This is a genomic window from Streptomyces albus subsp. chlorinus (assembly GCF_013302895.1).
Taxonomy (GTDB): Bacteria; Actinomycetota; Actinomycetes; order Streptomycetales; family Streptomycetaceae; genus Streptomyces; species Streptomyces chlorinus.
Genome location: NZ_VJOK01000001.1, coordinates 825,578 through 846,462, shown reverse-complemented (window position 1 = coordinate 846,462; position 20,885 = coordinate 825,578). Strand labels below are relative to the sequence as shown.

The 20,885-nt window shown below is 71.9% G+C and carries 21 protein-coding genes and 2 pseudogenes; 18 read left to right on the top strand and 5 right to left on the bottom strand.

Features of this window, described 5'->3' with window-relative positions; genetic code table 11:
• Positions 1–30 precede the first annotated feature (30 nt).
• Positions 31–1,482: an amidase family protein gene (locus FM076_RS03975; protein ID WP_173868553.1), complete on the top strand. Its 1,452-nt coding sequence runs from the start codon at positions 31–33 to the stop codon at positions 1,480–1,482.
• Positions 1,483–1,484: 2 nt separating this feature from the next.
• Here the strand turns inward: FM076_RS03975 and FM076_RS03970 are convergent, their stop codons facing one another.
• A complete protein-coding gene (locus FM076_RS03970; RefSeq protein WP_173868552.1) occupies positions 1,485–2,336 on the bottom strand; it encodes an alpha/beta fold hydrolase in 852 nt (283 codons plus the stop codon).
• Between the two features lie 165 nt (positions 2,337–2,501).
• Here FM076_RS03970 and FM076_RS03965 point away from each other — a divergent pair, with 165 nt between their 5' ends.
• The 6 genes from FM076_RS03965 to FM076_RS03940 all read left to right on the top strand — a co-directional run bounded on the left by FM076_RS03965 (position 2,502) and on the right by FM076_RS03940 (position 8,926).
• A complete protein-coding gene (locus FM076_RS03965) occupies positions 2,502–2,915 on the top strand; it encodes a winged helix-turn-helix transcriptional regulator (protein ID WP_173868551.1) in 414 nt (137 codons plus the stop codon).
• 182 nt (positions 2,916–3,097) lie between these two features.
• Entirely contained in the window at positions 3,098–4,237 is a 1,140-nt protein-coding gene (locus FM076_RS03960; protein ID WP_173874492.1) for an MFS transporter, read from the top strand.
• A gap of 229 nt (positions 4,238–4,466) precedes the next feature.
• A complete protein-coding gene (locus tag FM076_RS03955) occupies positions 4,467–5,624 on the top strand; it encodes a PP2C family protein-serine/threonine phosphatase (protein ID WP_173868550.1) in 1,158 nt (385 codons plus the stop codon).
• A 278-nt stretch (positions 5,625–5,902) separates the two neighbouring features.
• Positions 5,903–6,937: a zinc-binding dehydrogenase gene (locus FM076_RS03950; protein ID WP_173868549.1), complete on the top strand. Its 1,035-nt coding sequence runs from the start codon at positions 5,903–5,905 to the stop codon at positions 6,935–6,937.
• A 41-nt stretch (positions 6,938–6,978) separates the two neighbouring features.
• A complete protein-coding gene (locus FM076_RS03945; RefSeq protein WP_202034909.1) occupies positions 6,979–7,701 on the top strand; it encodes an HAD-IA family hydrolase in 723 nt (240 codons plus the stop codon).
• Positions 7,694–8,926: an FAD-dependent oxidoreductase gene (locus FM076_RS03940; protein ID WP_173868548.1), complete on the top strand. Its 1,233-nt coding sequence runs from the start codon at positions 7,694–7,696 to the stop codon at positions 8,924–8,926. Before FM076_RS03945 ends, FM076_RS03940 begins: the two co-directional genes overlap by 8 nt.
• A gap of 542 nt (positions 8,927–9,468) precedes the next feature.
• Here FM076_RS03940 and FM076_RS33350 read toward each other — a convergent pair.
• On the bottom strand, positions 9,469–10,143 hold the full coding sequence (locus FM076_RS33350; protein ID WP_173868547.1) for a CGNR zinc finger domain-containing protein: 675 nt from the start codon (positions 10,141–10,143) through the stop codon (positions 9,469–9,471).
• Between the two features lie 100 nt (positions 10,144–10,243).
• On the opposite strand from FM076_RS33350, the gene FM076_RS03930 reads away from it, so the two are divergent.
• Complete coding sequence (locus tag FM076_RS03930; RefSeq protein WP_173868546.1) at positions 10,244–11,005, top strand: AzlC family ABC transporter permease; 762 nt, start codon at positions 10,244–10,246, stop codon at positions 11,003–11,005.
• Positions 11,005–11,313: an AzlD domain-containing protein gene (locus FM076_RS03925; protein WP_173868545.1), complete on the top strand. Its 309-nt coding sequence runs from the start codon at positions 11,005–11,007 to the stop codon at positions 11,311–11,313. Before FM076_RS03930 ends, FM076_RS03925 begins: the two co-directional genes overlap by 1 nt.
• 570 nt (positions 11,314–11,883) lie before the next feature.
• On the opposite strand, the gene FM076_RS35245 is transcribed toward FM076_RS03925, so the two are convergent.
• Both FM076_RS35245 and FM076_RS35240 read right to left on the bottom strand, forming a co-directional pair.
• A complete protein-coding gene (locus tag FM076_RS35245; protein ID WP_428815133.1) occupies positions 11,884–12,096 on the bottom strand; it encodes a CysS/YqeB C-terminal domain-containing protein in 213 nt (70 codons plus the stop codon).
• A 56-nt stretch (positions 12,097–12,152) separates the two neighbouring features.
• Positions 12,153–12,569: pseudogene (locus FM076_RS35240) on the bottom strand (YqeB family protein); the annotation flags it as partial.
• A 503-nt stretch (positions 12,570–13,072) separates the two neighbouring features.
• On the opposite strand from FM076_RS35240, the gene FM076_RS03915 reads away from it, so the two are divergent.
• Together FM076_RS03915 and FM076_RS03910 are read left to right on the top strand one after the other, a co-directional pair.
• Entirely contained in the window at positions 13,073–13,366 is a 294-nt protein-coding gene (locus FM076_RS03915; protein ID WP_173868543.1) for an ArsR/SmtB family transcription factor, read from the top strand.
• On the top strand, positions 13,363–13,746 hold the full coding sequence (locus FM076_RS03910) for a VOC family protein (RefSeq protein ID WP_173868542.1): 384 nt from the start codon (positions 13,363–13,365) through the stop codon (positions 13,744–13,746). Before FM076_RS03915 ends, FM076_RS03910 begins: the two co-directional genes overlap by 4 nt.
• 189 nt (positions 13,747–13,935) lie before the next feature.
• Here the strand turns inward: FM076_RS03910 and FM076_RS33345 are convergent.
• A pseudogene (locus FM076_RS33345) lies at positions 13,936–14,163 on the bottom strand (hypothetical protein); the annotation flags it as partial.
• A 374-nt stretch (positions 14,164–14,537) separates the two neighbouring features.
• On the opposite strand from FM076_RS33345, the gene FM076_RS03905 reads away from it, so the two are divergent.
• The 7 genes from FM076_RS03905 to FM076_RS03875 all read left to right on the top strand — a co-directional run bounded on the left by FM076_RS03905 (position 14,538) and on the right by FM076_RS03875 (position 20,843).
• Entirely contained in the window at positions 14,538–15,356 is an 819-nt protein-coding gene (locus tag FM076_RS03905; protein ID WP_173868541.1) for a HipA family kinase, read from the top strand.
• A complete protein-coding gene (locus FM076_RS03900) occupies positions 15,353–15,766 on the top strand; it encodes a DUF3037 domain-containing protein (protein ID WP_173868540.1) in 414 nt (137 codons plus the stop codon). The genes FM076_RS03905 and FM076_RS03900 overlap by 4 nt, the downstream gene beginning before the upstream one ends.
• 205 nt (positions 15,767–15,971) lie before the next feature.
• Positions 15,972–16,733: a 3-oxoacyl-ACP reductase FabG gene (gene fabG / locus FM076_RS03895; protein ID WP_173868539.1), complete on the top strand. Its 762-nt coding sequence runs from the start codon at positions 15,972–15,974 to the stop codon at positions 16,731–16,733.
• Positions 16,734–16,771: 38 nt separating this feature from the next.
• Positions 16,772–17,563, top strand: a complete 792-nt coding sequence (locus FM076_RS03890; protein ID WP_173868538.1) for an SDR family oxidoreductase — start codon at positions 16,772–16,774, stop codon at positions 17,561–17,563.
• Positions 17,564–17,803: 240 nt separating this feature from the next.
• Positions 17,804–19,390 carry an ABC transporter substrate-binding protein gene (locus FM076_RS03885; protein WP_173868537.1) on the top strand — a complete coding sequence of 529 codons (1,587 nt, stop codon included), beginning with the start codon at positions 17,804–17,806 and terminating at the stop codon, positions 19,388–19,390.
• Positions 19,391–19,491: 101 nt separating this feature from the next.
• A complete protein-coding gene (locus tag FM076_RS03880; RefSeq protein WP_345944884.1) occupies positions 19,492–20,169 on the top strand; it encodes a uracil-DNA glycosylase in 678 nt (225 codons plus the stop codon).
• A 131-nt stretch (positions 20,170–20,300) separates the two neighbouring features.
• Positions 20,301–20,843: a hypothetical protein gene (locus FM076_RS03875; RefSeq protein ID WP_345944883.1), complete on the top strand. Its 543-nt coding sequence runs from the start codon at positions 20,301–20,303 to the stop codon at positions 20,841–20,843.
• Positions 20,844–20,885: the final 42 nt, after the last annotated feature.

Below are 20,885 nucleotides of genomic sequence, written 5' to 3'. Positions count from 1 at the left end.
CAACCGGTACCGTTTCCCCTGGGAGTGACAGTGAGAGTTTCCGAGTACGTGGACTTCGACGCGGTCGGGCTCGCGGAGCTGGTGGCCAAGGGCGAGGTGTCCCCCGCCGAACTGGAGGCGGCCGCCCGCGAGGCCGTACGGCTGGTCGATCCGCACCTCAACGCCGTCGTGGAGACCTGGCCGGCCGACGACGAGCCCGTCCCCGGCGGCGCGCCGTTGGCCGGGGTCCCTTTCCTGATCAAGGACATGGGCGTCTCCATGGCCGGGCGGCGCACGGAGCTGGGCAGCCGCCTCGCGGCCGGCCACGTCGCCGGTGCCGACTCCTTCCTGATGCGGCGCTTCCGCCGGGCCGGGCTCGTGACGTTCGGCCGTACCGCGACACCGGAGATGGCCTACAGCATCACAACGGAACCGGCGCTGTACGGCCCCACCCGCAACCCCTGGGACCTGGAGCGGAGTGCGGGCGGATCCAGCGGGGGAGCGGCGGCCGCCGTCGCCGCCGGGGTGGTGCCGCTCGCTCACGCCACCGACGCTGCGGGCTCACTGAGGATCCCCGCCGCCTGCACCGGGCTCTTCGGGCTGAAGCCCACGCGGGGCAGGGTCTCCATGGGGCCCGGTTTCGACGAGGTCTTCAACGGCCTGGCCGTCCACGGCAGCGTCAGCCGCACGGTACGCGACAGCGCGGTCCTGCTGGACCTGATGCGCGGCCCGGAGCCGGGCGACCCCTACGTCGCGCAGGAGCCGTCCCGGCCGTACGCGGAGGAGGTCACCCGCTCTCCGGGCTCCCTCAGGATCGGTGTCCTCGGCCAGGCGTGGGGCGGACGCCGCACCGCCGCGCCGGTGGCCGACGCGCTGTCCCGCACCGCCGCCTTGCTCACGTCCCTGGGCCACCAGGTGGAGGAGGCCGACGTCGAACTCGGCGCCGACTGGGACGAGTTCGTCCTGGCGAACGCCCGTCAGTGGTCGGCGAACCTCACCGCGCAGGTGGACGAGATCGCTGCCGCCTCGGGCCGGCCCGTCGACTCCTCCACCCTCGAACCGTCCACCCTCGCCGGCTACCACTACGGGCAGCGGGTCAGCGGCGCCGAGTTCGTCACCGCCCTGGCGCTGCGCAACCGGGTCGCCCGGAGTCTGGCACGGTACTTCGGCACCTACGACCTGCTGCTGACCCCGACCCTGCCGGAGCTTCCCATGCCCCTGGGCACCCTCGCCGAGGGCGTGGAGGCACTGGACGGCCACGGCTGGATACGCCGTGTCTTCGACCACTCGCCGTTCACCGTGGCGTTCAACGTGACGGGCACGCCCGCCATGTCCGTACCCCTGGCGGCCGACGCCGCCACGGGGCTGCCCCTCGGTATGCAGTTCGCCGCCGGCTACGGGCGCGAGGACCTCCTCTTCCGCCTCGCCGGCCAGCTCGAACAGGCGGACCCGTGGGCGGGCCGGACCCCCGGGGTGTGGGCCGGGACCTCCACGGGCCGCTGAGGTCACGCCGCTCGCGCCTCGTCCCCGGCCAGGAACGGGCGCAGCAGCGTGAGCAGGGCGCGTGGCCGGTGCAGCGGGATGATGTGGCCGCAGTCCTCGAGGACATGCCCGGTGAGAGTGTCGGTGACCGGGCGGAGCTGGCGCTCCAGTGCCGCACCGACGGGCCGGGCGCCGACCGCCATGGTCGGCACCGTCAGCCGGGCGGTGGCGGCCGCCTGCGCGATCTGTGCCGCGCTCTCGGGCAGCGCCCGGTAGGAGGAGAACGCGCAACGCAGCGCCTGCCGCCCGGTGTACGCGCGGACGAAGGCGTCCCGGACGGCGGGGCGCACCCCGTCGCCGAGCGTGCCCGTGGTCAGGAACCAGTCGACGTACTCGGCCTCGTGCCCCTCCAGCACGGTCTCGGCGAGCCCGGGTGCGGCGGAATGGAAGCCGAACCACCACGGCGGCCCGTCGGCGAGGAAGTCCTCGGCGCCGGGCAGCCTGCCCAGCAGGGACTCCATGACGACCAGGCGCCGGACGAGCCGGGGGCGGCGCATGGCGAGGAGGAACGCCGGGGCGGCGCCCGCGTCGATGCCCACCACCGCGGCCGAGGACTCACCGAGCGCGGTCAGGAGCGCCTCGGCGTCCTCGGCCAGGGTGCCCGCGTCGTACCCGGAGGCGGCCCGGCTGCTCGCGCCGAACCCGCGCAGGTCCGGGGCGATGACGCGGTGGCGGCCGGACAGCTCGGCCATGACGTCCGTCCACAGCTCCCAGGTGTGCGGGAAGCCGTGCAGCAGCAGGACGGCCGGTCCCGATCCGGCGAGGGCGACGTTCAGCTCGACGCCGTTGACGGCGACGCTTCTCAACTCCGGCATGGAGCGACTCCAGGTGTGCGGTGAGTGTGCGGTGAGTGCGGGTGATGCGTGGCGATGCGTAGTGAGTGCGTGGTGATGCGAAGTGGGAAAAGGTGACGTGGTCACGGTAGGGAACTATCCTGATCGGCCCAAGACGGCACTTCTCTCTCAGGTGGTGAGCCCCGGGTGACCACGTCGACGTCCGGCGGAGAGGGCCGGCGGCCCGGTGAGCGCGGTGACCTGCTGGACCCGGGCTGCCCGACCCGCCGACTGCTCGACCGCATCGGCACCAAATGGACGTCGATGGCCGTCAAGGTGCTGGCCGACCAGGCCCCGGGCGAGGTCCGTTTCGCGGAACTGCGCCGCCGGATCCCGGGCATCTCGCAGAAGATGCTGTCCGCCACCCTGCGGAGTCTCGTCCGCGACGGCCTGGTCGAGCGCCGGGTGGAGCCCACCGTGCCGCCCGCCGTGCACTACCGGCTCACCGAACTGGGCCTGTCCCTCGAAGAACCGCTCTCCGCCCTGCGGGGCTGGGCCGAGACGCACATGGCGCAGATCGACCGCAACAACCGGCTCGCCGACGAGTCACCTGCGGGCTAGGGCGCGAGGGGCGTCCGCCCCGTGGGCGAATTCGGTTGCGGCGGAACCGGTGGACCCGGTGGGGTTCCCCCATGGACGGTGACGGTGCCGCCGAGCAGACCCGGGGAGTGAGGTCACCAGGCGACCGGGAGGCCACAAGGCGACCGGCCCCATGGCACAGGCCGGCGGTGCTGGCGGCACTGATGCTGGCCGCCTTCACCTTCAACACCGCTGAGAACCTGCCGGTCGGCCTCCTGGAACTCATCTCCGAGAGCCTGCGGGTGCCCGTGTCCGCGGTCGGTCTGCTGGTCACCGGCTACGGCGTGACGGTGGCCCTCTCGTCCCTGCCGCTCGCCCACGCCCTGCGGGCCGTGCCCCGTCGCCATGTGCTCACGGGGCTCCTCGCCGCGCTGGTCGTCTCCAGCCTGGCCGCCGCGCTGGCCACCTCCTACTGGCTGCTCCTCGCGGCGCGGCTGCTGACCGCGCTCGCCCAGGCGCTGTTCTGGGCCGTGGCGGGGCCGGCCGCGGCGGGGCTGTTCGCGCCCGCGGTCCGGGGGCGTGTGGTCGGCGCGCTGTCCGTCGCCGGTTCGCTCGCCCTGGTGCTCGGTGTTCCCGCCGGCACCTGGCTGGGGCAGTGGAGCGCCTGGCAGGTGCCCGTCGCCGCGCCGGCGGGACTGGGGCTCGTCTCCCTGGTGACGATCGCCGCCCTGCTGCCGACCTCGCGGCCGGAGGAGGAGAGCGCCGCCTTCGGTACCGGCCCCGACACCCGCCGGTTCCGGACGGTGCTGACGGCCGGAACGTTGTCCGCCACCGGGGCGTTCGCCGGTTTCACCTACCTGGTGACGTTCCTGGGCGACGTGAGCGGGTTCCCGCCGGGCACGGTCAGCGGGCTGCTCGTGGTCTTCGGCATCGCGTGTCTGGCGGGGGTGAGCGTCACCGGCGCGGTGCTGGACCGCTTTCCGCGGTCCGCGCTGACCGCCGCGGTGGCCACGCAGGCGGCGGGCATGCTCGGCCTGTACGCGGCCGGCGGCAGCCGTCCGGCGGCGGTGGTCTTCCTGTCCCTGATGGGCGCCGCTCTCGGCCCGGTGTTCATGACAACCCAGAGCGAGGTGCTGCGGTGCGCACCGGGCCGCACGGACCTGGCACTCGCGGCCAACTCCGGTCTCTACAACGCCGGTATCGCGGCGGGCGCGGCCCTCGGAGGGCTGGTGCTGCCGCTCGCCGGCGTACGGGCCACCTTCCTCGCCGGCGGACTGACGACCCTCGGCGCCTGCGCGGTGCTGGCCGCCGGGCGGCTGCGGCAGGGCGGGGGCCGACAAGCCCTCCCCGCGCCGGAGACGTGAGGCGGCGGGCCCGCGACGGCGGCACCACGACCGCTCCCGAGCGCGCTGCGGGTTCCGGCCGGGCAGCCGTCCTCGCGGCGCGGCCGTCCTCGCGGGCGCGGTGACGTGGCGCGGCATGCCACGTCCGGCGTAATGGCGACATCGCGCCGGAAGGCACGAGACGCTCTACCGGAGCAGTGGTCATGGCCGCGAGCGGCTGTGGACGGGACCGGGCGGGACGAGGGGCGTGATGGCCGAGGACACGGACCAGCTTTCCGGCCTGCTGGCAGCGGCCGAGGAGGCGGCACCGGTGGACTGCGTCGACGTGGTCGCCAGGAACCTGCGGCGCCGCCTCGCCGCCGAGGCGGTGTCCTTCCTCATCGTGGACCTGTCCAAGAAAGCGGCGGTCCGGATGAGGGCCGACGGCGGTGCCGAGTCCGGCCAGGAGCCCGAGACCATCGAACTGGCAGGCAGTGTCTACGCACAGGTGGTCCGCACCCAGCGGCCTCACCAGGAGCCCGCCGCCCGCGGAACGCGGGTGATCGCACCGGTCAGCAGCCGGGGAGACGTGCTGGGACTGCTGGAGGCGTGGCTGCCGGACGCGGGACCGGCCGAGGTCGGCGCCGTGTGCGAGACCGCCCGCACCCTGGCCTACCTGGTGATCGTCAACCAGCGTTTTACCGACCTGTACACCTGGGGCAGACGTACCACACCTCTCAGCCTTCCCGCGGAGATCCAGTACCAGTTGCTGCCCGCCTCGCTGTCGTGCCAGGCGCCCGAATTCGCGGTGGCCGGTGTGCTGGAGCCGTCCGCGTCCATCAGCGGCGACACCTTCGACTACGCCCAGGACCGCCACACGCTGCACCTGTCCGTGACCGACCCCATGGGCCACGACCTCAACGCCGCCCTCACGGCCACCGTGCTGGTGGGCGCGCTGCGCGGTGCCCGCCGCGTCGGGGCCGGTGTGGCGGAGCAGGCCCGGCGAGCCGACAAGGCCCTTCTGGAACTCGGCCGCGGCCACGCCACCGGGCAACTGCTGCGGATCGGTCTGGCGGACGGCCGCGCCCAGTTCGTCAACGCGGGCCATCCCTGGCCCTGGCGGATGCGCGAGGGCCGGGCCGAGGAGGTGACCATCGCCGTCGACCAGCCCTTCGGCCTGCTCTCCCCGCACGCCTACCGGACCCAGAGCCTGGACCTGCGCCCCGGCGACCGCCTGGTCATGCTGACCGACGGCATGCTCGAACACGGCGCCGAGTCCCTCGACCTCGCCGCCCTCATGGAAGGCACCGGCGATCAGCATCCCCGGGAGGCGGCACTGGCCCTGACCGCCGCCGTCCTGGAGGCCAACGACGGCCGGCTGCGGGACGACGCCACCATCATGGTCCTCGACTGGCACGGAGCCCACTGACGCCCACTCATCCGGTGACCGCCGCCCGCCGTCCGCCGGTGGGCCGGCCGCCGCCCCGGCGCCGTACGAGCCCCACGACCTTGCGGGACTGACGCCCTTCCGGCCCCGAGAAGAGAAGAGCTTCGGGGCGGACTGAGCAGTCCGCGGCCGGCCGGCGTCGGCGTCCGTGGTGGGGACAGCCGCGCGCTCGGGCGGACTATACCCACCGGTGGGTTGACTGCTTGGGCGGTCGGCTGATTTCCTCGACTAAACCGATCGGTCTACCGAAAGGGATGGCAATGAGGGCTGTACTACTGACGCGCTACGGCGGACCGGAGGCGTTGGAGTTCCGTACGGATGTCCCGGACCCGGTCCCGGGGCCCGGGGAGGTACGGGTACGGGTACGTGCGGCGTCGCTGAACAACACCGACATCTGGACCCGCGAGGGTGCCTACGGCTCGGCGGGCGACCCGCGCGCGCAGACCGGGTGGCGCCGGTCGTCGTTCAGTTTTCCGCGCATTCAGGGCGCCGATGTGGCCGGGGAGATCGACCAGGTCGGTGCCGGGGTGCCGGAGACACGGGTGGGCGAGCGCGTGCTGGTCGACCCGATGATCTACGACGGTGACGAGCGCGCGTTGGTCACCACCGACTATCTCGGCAGCGAGCGCGACGGCGGATTCGCCGAGTTGGTGGTCGTGCCGGAGAGGAACGTCCACGCGGTCGGCGGTTCGCTGTCGTTCGCGGAGCTGGCGACGCTGCCGACCGCGGCTACCACGGCCATGCGCATGCTCGGGCGCGCGGGACTACGGACGGGCGAGACGGTGCTGGTGACCGGCGCCTCCGGCGGGGTCGGGACGTCACTTGTGCAGATCGCCAAGGCCCGCGGGGCCCGGGTGGTGGCGGTCGCGGGCGCCGCGAAGCACGCGGCGATCCGGGCCATCGGTGCGGATGAGGTCGTCGACAGAAACGCCGAACTCCCCTCCGCGCTGGCCGCGGCCGGGATCGAGGAGGTCGACCTCGTCGCCGACGTGGTGGCGGGCCCCTCCCACGGCGACCTGCTTCAGGTCCTCGCTCCCTTGGGCCGTTATGTCGTCGCGGGTGCGATCGCCGGACCCTTGGTCGAGACCGACCTGCGGACCGTCTACCTGCGCCAGCTCACTCTGTTGGGGTCGTCGTTCGGCACACACGACGACTTCGCCGCGGTCGTCGACCTGGTCGATCGGGGGGTGTTCCGTCCGTTGGTAGCCGCTCGGTACCCGTTGGCCGACCTCGCGACCGCGCAGAAACACTTCGAGTCCAAGGACTTCGTCGGCAAACTGGTGGTGGAGCCGTGAGCCCGGGCGGAACCGAGAGGAGGACTCTGCGCGGGTTCCGGGTGCTGACCTTCGACGTCGTCGGGACTCTGATCGACTTCGAGGCCGGCATCGTGGAATGTGTGCGCCGGACAGCAGGACCGGACGGCTCAAGGCTGAGCGGCGAGGAGATTCTGGAGGCATTCGGCGTCGCAGAGGACGAGCAGCAACAGCGCGCGCCCCACCTGCCGTTCACGCAGATGCTGGACCCGATCTCCACGCGGCTGGCGGCCCGCCTCGATGTGCCGGCTCTGGACGGCTGCGGGGGCCCGAGCCCTTTGCGACTGTCCATCTCGGCATGGCCGGCCTTCCCTGACGCTCCGGAGGCGCTGGCTGCGCTGCGTCGCCGGTTCCGTCTGGTCGCGGTCACCAATGCGGACAATGCCGCGACGCGGGCGATGAGCCGCACGCTGGGGGATCCCTTCCACGACGCGGTCACCGCGGAGGATGTCGGAGTGAACAAGCCGGACCCGCAGGTGTTCGCCTACTGCCTGGGCCGGCAGAGCGTGCTCGGGATCGGCCGGTCCGATGTGCTGCATGTGGCGCAGAGCCAGTACCACGACATCGGAGTGGCGCGCCGGCTCGGCTATGCGACGTGCTGGATCGAGCGGCGTCGGGGCCGTGACGGTTTCGGTGCCACGCCCGCCCCGCGCGCGGTTGCCGTGCCCGATTACCACTTCGGCACGCTGGCCGAGCTGAGCGCCGCGGTGGACGACGCCCCGGCTGCGAACGGGGGCGGTGACTGACGTGCGGGTCACGGTGGTAGGAGCCGGACTGGCAGGGCTCACGGCAGCACGAGCTCTTGAGGCGGCCGGGCACACGGTGCTGGTCGTCGAGGCCCGGGATCGGGTGGGTGGGCGAGTCTGGTCGCAGCAGCTGGACAACGGAGTGTGGTTCGAACGCGGTGCGGAGTTCATCGAGGACGGCCAGACCGCCGTGCATCGTCTGGCCGGCGAGCTCGGCATCCGGTTGTCGCCGACCGGGATGAGCTACTCCGACCGCGAACCGCGGGACTTGGTCGGCACGGTCGCCCGCGGCGATGTCCTGGCAGGAGTCGAGGCCCTCCGGACCTCGGCCCCAACGGGGACCGTTGCCGAGGCGCTGGAGCGGATCGCTCTTCCCGGCCGGGTGCGGAGAGCCATCGCGGCTCGACTGCGGGTGTCGTTCGCCCAAGATCCCGCACGGCTCGGTGTGGAAGTCCTGCGCCACGACGCGGCGTCGTTCTCGGGCCGGGAAGCGTACCGATGCGAGGGGGGGAATCAGCAACTGGCGCTGCGCGCCGCGGCCGAGCTCAACGGGCGGATTCTCCTTGGCCACGTTGTCGAGTCGATCGCCTGGTCCCAGCACGGCGTGTTGGTGAGGTGGCACGGTGGACAGGCTGCCTCGGCTGCCTGTGTGGTGACCACCCCGGCCACGGTGTGGCGGCGCCTCGGCTTCGAGCCGGACTTGCCGGCGTGGAAGGCCGGTCTGCTGGACCGGATCGAGTACAGCCACGCCGCCAAGATCGCGGCACCGCTGGAGTCCCGCCCCGACCCGAGTGCGGTGCTGTCGGTCGATCACGCTTTCTGGACCTGGACCGCTACCCGCGGCGAGCAGCCGGCCGAACCGGCCGTGCACGCCTTCGCCGGTTCCTCCGAGGCGTTGCGGGGTCTCGCCGTGGTCGACGGGCCCGGCCGATGGCTGACCGCGCTGCAAGATCTGCGGCCCGAGCTGGCAATCGACCACCACAGCGCCGTTCTGAGCACCTGGGACGATGATCCGTGGGCGCTCGGCGCCTATTCCACGGGATCGCTGGGGGGTTCGGCCGACATCGCGGCGCTGCGGGCGCCGGTGGGGCCGATCCATTTTGCGGGCGAGCACACGGCAGGCGACTGGTTCGCTCTCATGGAAGGCGCGATCCGCAGCGGGCAACGCGCTGCGGAGGAGATCAGGAGCGGGCCCGGACAAGGAGGGGCGCGGAGCATACCGTGACCCTCCTTGCGGGAAGCCGTACGCTCCGCGGCGCTGCCCCGCCGCCACCAGTTCGGGCCACGGCACTCGCATCCGGCTGGACGGCCGACTGGCGTGGCGGTCCCCAGCAAGCGGGCTTGTCGCCCGGGTAGTGGTGCGTGCCTCGGATGGTCGCCGTATTTTCCAGGGCGTGGGTGAAGACCAACGTGTGATCGGCGTCGAGCCAGGAAGCCGAGATGTGCGGCCGCTCCCGGACGAGTCGCTCGATGCCTGCACGCCACAGTGCGTTGTACCGCCGCGCACGCCGCACAGTGCCGTCGCCGGCGATGGAGGCAGCCATGATCATTCGGATCGGGTGGTCGATCTTCCGGTACTGGTCGAGGACGGCGGAGCGACGCGATCGATCATGAGGTCCAGATCGAGGATGTACCTCCGTCCGCCCCTGGGCTGCGGCCAGGAGCCGGTCGACGGTTTCGCTGCCTGACCGGGGCGGGGCGGTCGGTCCGACTCACTCGAACCTGCTTGCCACCACAGGCGGCTCGGTGGGGAGGCCGACGGTCCTCTCACGGGCGGGAACGGTGGTAATGACGGCGGGCGCGTTCCCGGTTGCCGCAGTCACTTGAACTGCACCATCGGCGCGTGCCGCTCCGGCTGCGGTCCAGGAAGAACCATCCGCATCCCGGACCTTCGCAGCGCCTGACCCGCTGAACGAGCGGACTGGCGAGGAGTTCGTCGGCCTGCAGCGCCAGAGCGTGGGTGAGGTCCGCGAACCGAGCCGGCCGCACCTGCCAGCGCAACGGCAACGCCGGCTGCGGGGTCGCTTCCTGGCGGGCCGTCACGATCGACCGACGCAGGACATCCCAAGGGCCGGCAGGAAGAGGGCTGTCGTCGGCCCACGCGTCCAGCACCTCCCAAAGGGCGCTCCTCAGCGTCTCCAGGGCTGCGACTTCGTGCGTGAGGCGGGGCGCGCCGCTCCACTCGTACCCGTCGGTCCCCTCAGTCCGCTGACTCTGCCCGGGGCCTCCGCTCCGCGGGTTCCCGGAGGCGAGGGGCAGCAGCGCCGCGGCTTCCTGGGCGGTGAACAACCCGACGCGGCCGGCCCAGCGGATCCACGCTTCTGCACCCTCCACGCGGGCGACGCGGCGCTCGGGGTCCGTGCGCCACGCGACGGTGTTCGCGAAGTCGAGGACAGGGTGCCCGCCGACCAAGGGGGCGCTGTCATGCGTGGGGTGGGTCATGAGTCCGTGCCCGTCATGTCCTGGGATCCGCTCATCTTCGCCACCCTAACCAACCTCCAACCTAATGGTCTACTGCACTCAAGCCTGTTAGGGTCCGGCCATGTCCAACGAACTGCCCCTGTGCGATCACGGGCTGTCCCGACAGCGCCTGCGCGCGGGACTGCGCGTCGGGTTCAGCCTCGGAACGGCCTCGTTCCTGCTGGCTGTGAGCTTCGGCGCGATCACCCAGTCCCAGGGGTGGGCCATGACAGGCGCCCTGTTGTGCTCGATGGTCGTCTTCTCCGCTTCAGCCCAGTTCGCCCTGGTCTCGACACTTGGCGCGGGAGGCGGGGTGGCCTCGGCGGTCGTCGCCGCCGCCCTCGTGAACGCGCGCTTCCTGCCCATGGGCGTGTCGGTCGCCACTGCCCTCCGCGGCGGGCGGTTGCGCCGGGCCGCAGAGGCCCAGGCGGTGGTGGACGGTTCCTGGGCCGCCGCACACCTGGGGGGCGGCCGCTTTGACCGGTGGGTGCTCTTCACCGCCAGCGCGGTCCAATGGGTCCTGTGGGTCACGGGCACCGTGGCCGGCGCGGTGTTGGCGCCCAGCCCGCATCTGCAGACATCCCTCGGCCTGGACGTAGTGGCGCCGGTCATGTTCCTGTTCCTCCTCCTCGACGCACCGGGTGCCGACCGTCCGTACTGGACGTCAGCGTTGCTGGGCGGGGCCGTCGCCGCGGGACTCTCCATGTTTCTCCCCGCCGGGCCGGCGCTGATCGGTGCTGCCTGCGTCTCCCTGGTGGCCCTGGCGCGTCCTCTGCCGAAGGAGGACCGCGGCGAGGCGTACCGAGGGCACGCGGGTGAACAGGCCGGAACGGAGCCCCGGTGATGACCCCGTGGCCGGCCGTCGTGGCCGTCGCGGCCCTCAGCTTCGCCCTCAAAGCCGCCGGCCCCGCTCTCCTCGGTGAGCGTGAACTGCCCCCGCGCGCACGAGCGGTGATCGCTCTCATGGCCCCAGCCCTGCTGGCCGGGCTCGTCACAGTCGAGGTCGCCGACGAAGGATGGCGGACGGTGGATCCCGCGCTCCTGACGGCATTGACGGCGGTCCCGCTGCTCCGCTGGTTCCGACTGCCCATGCCGGCCGTTCTGTTCGGCGCGGCCGCTTTGGCGGCGGCCGTCCGCGCGCTGACGACCTGACGATCGGCTCGTCCACCCGACGAGGCCCCCGCAGCGCAACGAGGTTGCTGACTGGGTGCTGATGTCCTTCGTCCCGGAAAAGAGGGACCAGGCCGGACACCGCCTCCGACGCGGTTCGGCCGGCGGACTGACCACCCGGCTTCGACACGGAACGCTACAAAGCATGGCACAAGGTCGAGGCCAGGTGCCGGACCGGGCCGTTGAACACGCCCGAGGCGTAGCAGCGCGCAACGACAAGCTCGCCTGCCGATACGCGGCCACCATCCGGTCACCTTGATACGCCAATACCTGTGAGCCGGCCGGACGCATCGCGAACAGGCCCCGGCGAGGGGCAGTCCCAGCGGCGCGAACACCTCCCGTCCGGGCCCTGGCACAGACGTACCCGCCGCCTTCCGGCGCACCTTCCAACGAGCGACGTCCTCCCGCAGCGGCGCCTCAGCCCGGTCGGCGGCAGCGTACGACTGGCACGGCCGGGCATGTACGGGCCGACCGGTCGCCGCACCCCTCGCATGGCGCACAGGGGCGAGCGCGTCGCTCGCGCGCAGTGGCTCGGACAGGGTGGCAGCAGGCTCACACCTTGCGGTACTGCTGGGCCTGGCCACGGTCCCGCACGTTGATGCCGAGCGCACGCAGTTGCTCGAGCGCTTCGCCGGCGGCACCGGTCCGCTTGTCGGCGAGGGCCGCTGCCGCTTCCGCAGCAACGCATGGGCGCGCTCGTCGAGGCCAGGCGCGTTGTCGACCCAGGTGGTGTACTCGGCCTCGTGGGGATCGGCGGCGCCGCACCACGGATACTCCTGCCGCTCGAAGGCGGACCGCAGACGGCCGACGAGACCGCTGTCCACCTGTGTACGGATGTGCTCCCGGCCATCGTGATCGCGCAGCACCAACTCGCGGCCGTCGGTGAACGCCTCGGCAATCCGGGCCCGTGCGACATGGCGGCCACCACCGGAGGCGTCGCGGACGACGACGCGGTCGGCACCCACCTCGATCACCGGGTTCTCGTCGTGCCACTTGCCCGCCACCAGCGCCCCGGCGGCCCCACCGGCGAGCGTCAGTACTGGTATGGCCCACACGAGCGGCAGCGCGGCTGCCAGCTTGAGCGGGCCCGGCGCACCGCCGACCAGGCTGAACAGCCAGTCGGAGAGCGGGCCCACGGCGAAGGCGGTACCGAAGCCGACCGCGGCCCCGCCCAGGATGACGGCCCAGAGCCACGCCTGGGGCAGTTGCACGGTGACGGAAGACTCGCGCTTGACCATCGTCGTTCTCACTCTCTCGGGTTGTCCTCTCACCGCTGGTCCTTCCGGTTCGCTCTTCCTTCGAGCTAAGCGGGCCACGCTCGTGGCAGGTATCGGCCATGAGTCTTCGGCACGGCTGGACGAGTACGACTTTGGTCTGGGTCCCAGTCGAGCGCTGCAGACCACAGGACACGTCGATGGCAAACACAGCGATCACAACCTCCACCCCGAACGCCTGTTCGCCGGCTTGGTGGCGGCTCCTCGCTGCTCAAAGCCGTAGCAGGCGGTCGCGTCCCCCCCGGGGCACTGGATGACGCTTCCAAGGGGTCGGTGTGGCACTGCGCGTCGTGTGACGTGGGTGCGAGAATGGGACAGGTGTTGCGCCGGCGGGGATATGGGCCAGTGGCGGGACCGCTGTAGGTCGCGACGACCCTCGGGGTCGAGGTCCCGTTTGGCTCACACCGCGGCCGTCTCTCTGCGGCTCGCGCTTGATAGGCAAGTCAATACTTGCGTATCGTGTGGTGATGACGGACGATGTCTTCAAGGCGCTGGCCGATCCCACCCGCAGGGCGGTCCTGGACGAGCTGACCGAGCGGGACGGGCAGACCCTCTTCGAGATCTGCGCCCGGCTCACCACCAAGTACGGCCTCGCCTCGTCCCGCCAGGCGATCAGCCAGCACCTCGCTGTACTGGAGTCCGCGGGACTGATCCGCACCAGACGCCAGGGCCGCTACAAGTTCCACGACCTGAACACCGAACCGCTTGAGCGCATCGTGACCCGATGGCTCAAGCCCGAACAACCGGAGCACCACTCATGAGGATCCAGCTTGCCAGCGTCTTCGTCGACGACCTGGACAAGGCCCTGCGCTTCTACACCGAGATGCTCGGCTTCGTGAAGAAGACCGACCTCGACCTCGGCGGAGCCCGCTGGCTGACCGTGGTCTCGCCCGAGGAGCCCAACGGCACCGAGCTCCTGCTCGAGCCCGACACCCACCCTGCCGTGCGGCCTTACAAGGAGGCGCTGGTCAAGGACGGTATTCCCGCTACGTCGTTCGCGGTGGAAAATGCCCACGCGGAGTTCAAGCGGCTCCGCGAGCTCGGTGTGCAGTTCACCCAGGAGCCCGTCGAGATGGGGCCGTTCACCACGGCCGTGCTGGACGACACCTGCGGCAACCTGATCCAGATCCACCAGCAGTAGGCCCCACCCGCCGGCGGCCGCGCCCGGATGCTCCGCCGGGCAAGAGGAGCATCCCGGCGGGCCGGGGGCCGGGCGTATACAACCCGGCCTGCCCACCCAACTCGACCGCCGCAAGAACGCCGCCGGCGTCCGCGACTTCCTCGAACTGACGAGCTGAACCACCCCATCTGCGCCCACGCCGCCGGACGGACGCGACTCCGTGTCCAAGGTTTCCGAGATCTTGTCGAAGACGTCGGGAAGGACGTCGAGGAGACCGCAGATCTGCTCGCCGGTGCTGACAGTCAGCAGTTGCCGGCACCTCCACTGCAGCGGCACCTCGGGACGGCGCGTGAGCCGCTGCACGAGCGTCGGGAACAGGTAGTGCGTCGCTTCCGCGGCGAGGTGCTCTCGCAGCCAGCCAGCCAGCCAGCCAGCCAGCCAGCCCGTCCCGAGCCGAGGGGGCCGAGCCCTGGCTTTGGGCAGCGGCGCCCAAGGACGGCTTCCATGTGCTGCGGCACACCTATGCGTCGATCATGCTGGATGCGGGGGAGTCCGTGGTCACCTCGCGCGATGGCCGGGGCGCTCGTCGCCGACTGTCACGCTGGACCACTACGCGCACTCCGTGCCGGAGGCCGGCGACCGGGGACGGAGTGCCATCGACGCGCTTCTCGACGGCTGGGGGAGCGGGGGCGCCTCCCGGAGCTGGAACTCCCCAGATCCTCCCCAGGGGTGGTGGGGGTGGGTCGCCGGACCGGAAAGGCCCGGCGGCCCGCCGTGGATCCCAAGGACAGACGGGTGTATAACCTGGGAAAATGCTCGCCGAAGTCACAGCCACGCGCTACGTCACGCCGCTGCGCGAGGGCGGTTCGCTCCCCGGCCTGGTCGAGGCCGACGACCTGGGGACCTATGTCATGAAGTTCACCGGGGCCGGCCAGGGGCGCAAGACGCTCGTGGCCGAGGTCCTGTGCGGGGGCCTCGCCCGGCGGCTCGGGCTGCGGGTGCCCGAACTGGTGCGGATCTGGCTCGACCCGGTGATCGGCCTCTCGGAGCCCGACGAGGAGGTGCAGGGTCTGCTGAAGGCGAGCGGCGGGCTCAACCTGGGCATGGACTTCCTGCCCGGCTCGCTCGGTTTCGACCCGCTCGCCTACCAGGTCGCCGCCGAGGAGGCCGGGCGCGTGGTGTGGTTCGACGCGCTCGTGGGCAACGTCGACCGCTCCTGGCGCAACCCGAACATGCTGGTCTGGCACGGGGATCTGTGGCTGATCGACCACGGGGCCACGCTGATCTTCCACCACAACTGGCCCACCGCGCAGGCCGCGGCCGACCGCGCCTACGACGCCTCCGACCACGCGTTGGCGCCCTTCGGCCCGAAGATCGAGGCGGCGGCGGCCGAGCTGGCGCCCCGCGTCACCGAGGAGCTGCTGGCCGAGTGCGCGGCCGAGATCCCCGACGTGTGGCTGGAGGGCGAACCCGGTTTCGCCGACCCGGATGAGGTACGCGCCGCGTACACCCGGGTGCTGGCCTCCCGCGCCCGTACCATCCATGAGCGGATCACGGTCGGCGAGCCCAGCAAGGACAGACCCTCGCAGGCGCCGGGGTGGCTCACCGGGAAGGGCGGCGATGCCAAGTGACGCGCGCGAGTACGGCACAGGGTGCGCGCGGCGACCTCGACGTGTTCGAGTACGCGCTGCTGCGTGTCGTCCCCCACATCGAGCGGGGGGAACTCATCAACGCCGGTGTCCTCGTCTACTGCCGGGCGCGGTCCTTCCTCGTCGCCCGCACCCACCTCGACGAGGACCGGCTCTTCGCCCTCGACCCGTGCGCCGACGTGCGGGGCGTGCGCGCCGCGCTGCGCGCCGTGGAGGGCGTGTGCTGCGGGGGGCCGCGGGCCGGGCAGGCCGCCGGGGACGATCCGGGCCGGCGCTTCCGCTGGCTGGTGGCGCCGCGCAGCACGATCGTGCAGCCGGGACCCGTGCACACCGGGCTGACGGCCGATCCGGAGGCGGAGAGCGGGCGGCTGCTGGACCTGCTGGTGCGCTGAGCGCCGGCCGGGGCGGTCGCCGCGTCGCTCCGGCTTCCCCGTCCGGCCGCCCCGGCACCCCGTTGACAGGGCGTTGCCCGCCTCATAGCGTCACGACTGCCGTAGGTACTAAGCGGTTGCTCACCCAGCTCATCCACTGAGCGCGTCCAGGGAGCCCACCCACGGGGCCCGCCACCGGGCCCCACTCAGGCCGAGGAGAGACAGCATGTCCAGCACCGAGCAGCGAGTCGCGATCGTGACGGGCGCAGCACGAGGGATCGGCGCGGCCACCGCCCGCCGCCTGGCCGCCGAGGGCCATGCCGTCGCCGTCCTCGACCTCGACGAGGCCGCCTGCGCGCCGACCGTCGAGCGGATCACCGTGGACGGCGGCAAGGCGCTGGCCGTCGGCTGCGACGTCTCCGACTCCGCCCAGGTCGAGGCCGCCGTCGCCCGCGTGGCCGCGGAACTCGGCGCACCGGTGGTGCTGGTGAACAACGCGGGGGTGCTCCGCGACAACCTGCTGTTCAAGATGAGCGACGACGACTGGGACACCGTCATGAACGTGCACCTGCGCGGTGCCTTCCTGATGTCCCGGGCCTGCCAGAAGTACATGGTGGACGCGGGCTTCGGCCGCATCGTCAACCTCTCCTCGTCCTCGGCGCTCGGCAACCGCGGCCAGGTCAACTACTCGGCGGCCAAGGCCGGTATGCAGGGCTTCACCAAGACGCTGGCCAAGGAGCTGGGCAAGTTCGGCGTCACCGCCAACGCGGTGGCCCCCGGTTTCATCGCGACCGATATGACGGCCGCCACCGCCCAGCGCGTCGGCATGGGCTTCGAGGACTTCAAGGCCGCCGCCGCCACCCAGATCCCCGTGCAGCGTGTCGGCGAGCCGGAGGACATCGCCAACGCGGTCGCCTTCTTCGCCGACGAGAAGGCCGGGTTCGTCTCCGGCCAGGTGCTGTACGTGGCCGGCGGGCCGCTCGACTGACGGCCGGCGGGGAGCGGACGAGGCGAGGAGCGAGAAGCATGGCAGAGCAGTCAGCGGGCGCGTCCACGGCGGAGTCCGGCCGTCCGGGCACCGGGAAGGTCGCCCTCGTCACCGGCGGCAGCCGGGGCATCGGTTACGGCATCGCCGAGGCGCTGGTGGCGCGTGGCGACCGGGTCTGCATCACCGGACGCAACGAGGAAGCGCTCAAGGAGGCCGTCGAACGGCTCGGCTCCGACCGGGCCATGGCGGTCGCGGGCAAGGCACACGACGAGGCGCACCAGGCCGCCGCCGTGGAGCGGGTGATGGAGACCTACGGCCGCCTCGACCACCTGGTCAACAACGCGGGCACCAACCCGGTGTTCGGCCCGATGGCCGACCTCGACCTGAACGTGGCGCGCAAGGTGTTCGAGACGAACGTGGTCTCGGCGCTCGGGTTCGCCCAGCGCACCTGGGCCGCCTGGCAGCGGGAACACGGCGGCACCATCGTCAACGTCGCCTCCATCGCGGGTCTGTCCGCCTCGCCCTTCATCGGCGCCTACGGCATGAGCAAGGCCGCGATGGTCAATCTGACCCTCCAGCTCGCGCACGAGTTCGCCCCGGCGGTGCGGGTCAACGCCCTGGCCCCCGCCGTGGTGAAGACCAGGTTCGCCGCGGCCCTCTACGAGGGCCGCGAGGAGCAGGCGGCGGCGCGCTACCCCATGGGCCGGCTGGGTGCGCCCGAGGACGTCGCGGGGGCCGCGAAGTTCCTCACCTCCGACGAGGCCGCGTGGATCACCGGCCAGACGCTGACCCTGGACGGCGGCCTCTTCCTCAACGCGGGCGTCGAGTAGCCGGAACGCGGGCGTCGGGCAACCGGCGGACCGGGCCCGGGGCCCGGGAACGTGCGGATTGTGCGGATCGTGCGGGCGGCGGTGCCAAGCAACCGCCGCCCGCACGCCGGTTGGGGCACGAGGCGGCTGTCGCTGGGGTAGTGTCGGGGCGCTTTCCCCCACACGGGTCGCGCGTCGCGCGCGTGGGCGCCGTCGTGAGCACCGCACCACCAGTAGGGCACCGCCGACTGAGGAGCGTACGTGTTCGACCGGAACGGGCTGCGGAAAGCCGCAGCGCTCACCCTGCCCCTCGCACTCGTCACCGGACGCGGTTCCCTGCCCGGCCCGAGCCCGGACAAGGCCCACACCCTCGTGGTCGGCACCACCAGCGCCCCCAGCTCCCTCGACCCGGCGGCGGCCTGGGACGGATCCTGGGAGCTGTACCGGAACATCTACCAGACCCTCATGACCCTCCCGAACACGGGAACGTCGCCCGAGCCGGACGCCGCCAGGAACTGCGGCTTCACCGACGCGGCCGGCAAGGTCTACCGCTGTGTGCTGCGCAAGGGGCTGACCTTCTCCAGCGGCAGGCCGCTGGACGCCGAGGCGGTCAAGCACTCCTTCGACCGCACCGTCTCGCCGGCGAACCCGTCCGGCCCCGCCCGGCTGCTGTCCAACCTGGCGCGGGTCGAGGCCAAGGGCGCCCGCACGGTCGTCTTCCGGCTGAGGAAGCCCGACGCGACCTTCCCGTTCATCCTCTCCACCCCGGCCACCTCGCTGGTCGACCCCCGGGACCACCTGAGGTCCGGCCTGAGCCGGAGCGGCACGGCCACCGGTTCGGGCCCCTACACGCTGGAGAGCTACGAGCCGGGCGAACGGGCGGTGCTGGCCAGGAACCCCGACTACCGGGGCCCGGCCCGGCTGCGCAACGACAAGGTGACCATCCGGTACTACGAGCGCTCCACCCGGATGGCCGGCGACCTGAAGGCCGGCCGCATCGACCTCACCTACCGGGGACTGACCCCAAGCCAGATCACCGCCTTCCAGGACGCGGTCACCGCCGGGGACGAGTCCGTCCAGCTGAGCGAGATGACCGGCTCGGAGATCCACTACCTGGTCTTCAACCCGAAGGAGAAGCCGGCCGCCGAGCCCGCCGTGCGCCGTGCGATCGCCCAGCTGGTGGACCGCGAGAAGCTGGTGCGCGAGGTGTACGACAGGACGGCCGAGCCGCTCTACTCCATGGTCCCCACCGGAGTGACGGGGCACACCAACGCCTTCCTCGACCGCTACGGGAAGCCCGATGCGCACAAGGCGCGCCGCACGCTCCGGGACGCGGGCATCACCCGGAAGGTGCGCCTCACACTCTGGTACCCGCGGGGCCGCTACGGGGACTCCACCCGGCGTGAGTTCGCCGAACTGGAACAGCAGCTGGAGGACTCGCGGCTCTTCGCCGTCACCCTCAGGTCCCGCCCCTGGGACGCGTTCCAGAAGGGCTACCTCAAGGGCGAGTACCCCGTCTTCGGCCGCGGCTGGTCCGCCGACTTCCCGGACGCGGACAACTACCTCACCCCCTTCGTCGGGGAGGGGAACGCGGTGGGCACCCCCTACCGGAACCGCAGGCTGACCGAGGAGCTGCTGCCCCGGTCGCGCAGGCAGACCGACCGGGGCGCGGCCGGACGGGCCTATGCCGAGGCCCAGCGGCTGATGGCCGACGACGCGCGGCTGCTGCCGCTGTGGCAGGGCAAGGTCTACATCGCCTCGGAGAAGGACGTGGCGGGCGTGGAGTGGGCGATCGACTCCTCGGTCATCATGCGCATGTGGGAGCTGTACAAGAAGTCGAGCTGGTAGCCGTCCGCAAACCCGTTCGGGGCTGTCAGTGCCGGCAGGTACCTTCGGTGCGGTAATCGGGCACGGCCCCAACGAGCACCACCGCAGCGGAGGTACAGCGCGTGAAAGAGATGCTGCCCCAGTCCTGGCAGGGCGTCCTCGGCGAGGAGACCGAGAAGCCCTACTTCAAGGAACTGGCGGAGTTCGTCGAGGAGGAGCGGGAACGCGGCCCCGTCTACCCGCCCCGCGAGGAGGTCTTCGCCGCCCTCGACGCCACGCCCTACGAGCAGGTGAAGGTGCTCATCCTCGGCCAGGACCCCTACCACGGTCCCGGCCAGGGGCACGGGCTGTGCTTCTCCGTCCGCCCCGGGGTCAGGACGCCGCCCTCCCTCCGCAACATCTACAAGGAGATGCGGGACGAGCTGGGCCACCCCGTCCCCGACAACGGCTACCTGATGCCGTGGGCCGAGCAGGGCGTGCTGCTGCTCAACGCGGTGCTGACCGTGCGCGAGGGAGAGCCCAACTCGCACAAGGGCAAGGGCTGGGAGAAGTTCACCGACGCGGTGATCCGTGCGGTAGCCGACCGCCCGGACCCGGCGGTGTTCGTGCTGTGGGGCAACTACGCGAAGAAGAAGCTGCCGCTCATCGACACCGAGCGGCACGCGGTGGTGCAGGGCGCCCACCCCTCGCCGCTGTCGGCCAAGCGCTTCTTCGGCTCCCGCCCCTTCACCCAGATCAACGAGGCCGTCGCCGCCCAGGGCCACACCCCCATCGACTGGCGCATCCCCGACCTGGGCTGAGCCGCGCCGGGCTCCTCCCGGGGTGAGCCGCATTGTCAGAGGTGGCCGCTAGCGTCGTAGGTACGACCAGCCGCACGGTCGGCACGGCGCGGCGGACGACGTACGGCACACAGCACGGGAGGAGCCCGCTCGTGGCGGAACCCCAGCAGGACGCGCCCCAGGGCGCCGAGGACGCGACGATGGTCAGGATCGGCCAGGCCATCATGCTGCACCGCGGCGGCGACCGGGAGGAGGCCAGAAACCGCTTCGCCGCCCTGTGGGAGGAGACCGATCCGCGGACGGACCTCTTCCACCGCTGCACGATCGCGCACTACATGGCCGACACCCAGGACCATCCGGCCGACGAGCTGGCCTGGGACCTGCGTGCGCTCGCCGCCGCCGACGCCCTCCGCGGCGACCACGTCAGCTGGGGCGAACACCAGCTGGCCGTCCGCTCCCTCTACCCCTCGCTGCACCTCAACATCGCCGCCGGCCATGTGAAGCTCGGCGACGAGGAGGCGGCGCGGCGGGCGCTGGACAAGGCGCGGGCCACGCTGGACGCGCTCACGGCGGACGCGTACGGGGAGGGCGTCCGCGCGGCGATCGAGCGCCTGGAGAAGCGCATCGCGGACGGCGCCGCCTCACCGGACGGCACCGCGGACGGGCCGGGCGGCGGTACGGATCACCTGCCGTAGGCGGAACGGCAGATGCGGGCCTGCTCGCTGTCCGGGTCCCAG

Bases quoted from the DNA above. Each gene is read 5' to 3' on its own strand.
- FM076_RS03970 (WP_173868552.1), bottom strand. From the start codon at position 2,336: ATGCCGGAGTTGAGAAGCGTCGCCGTCAACGGCGTCGAGCTGAACGTC.
- FM076_RS03960 (WP_173874492.1), top strand. From the start codon at position 3,098: ATGCTGGCCGCCTTCACCTTCAACACCGCTGAGAACCTGCCGGTCGGC.
- FM076_RS03955 (WP_173868550.1), top strand. From the start codon at position 4,467: ATGGCCGAGGACACGGACCAGCTTTCCGGCCTGCTGGCAGCGGCCGAG.
- FM076_RS03950 (WP_173868549.1), top strand. From the start codon at position 5,903: ATGAGGGCTGTACTACTGACGCGCTACGGCGGACCGGAGGCGTTGGAG.
- FM076_RS33350 (WP_173868547.1), bottom strand. From the start codon at position 10,143: ATGACCCACCCCACGCATGACAGCGCCCCCTTGGTCGGCGGGCACCCT.
- FM076_RS03930 (WP_173868546.1), top strand. From the start codon at position 10,244: ATGTCCAACGAACTGCCCCTGTGCGATCACGGGCTGTCCCGACAGCGC.
- FM076_RS03925 (WP_173868545.1), top strand. From the start codon at position 11,005: ATGACCCCGTGGCCGGCCGTCGTGGCCGTCGCGGCCCTCAGCTTCGCC.
- FM076_RS03915 (WP_173868543.1), top strand. From the start codon at position 13,073: ATGACGGACGATGTCTTCAAGGCGCTGGCCGATCCCACCCGCAGGGCG.
- FM076_RS03910 (WP_173868542.1), top strand. From the start codon at position 13,363: ATGAGGATCCAGCTTGCCAGCGTCTTCGTCGACGACCTGGACAAGGCC.
- FM076_RS03905 (WP_173868541.1), top strand. From the start codon at position 14,538: ATGCTCGCCGAAGTCACAGCCACGCGCTACGTCACGCCGCTGCGCGAG.
- fabG (WP_173868539.1), top strand. From the start codon at position 15,972: ATGTCCAGCACCGAGCAGCGAGTCGCGATCGTGACGGGCGCAGCACGA.
- FM076_RS03890 (WP_173868538.1), top strand. From the start codon at position 16,772: ATGGCAGAGCAGTCAGCGGGCGCGTCCACGGCGGAGTCCGGCCGTCCG.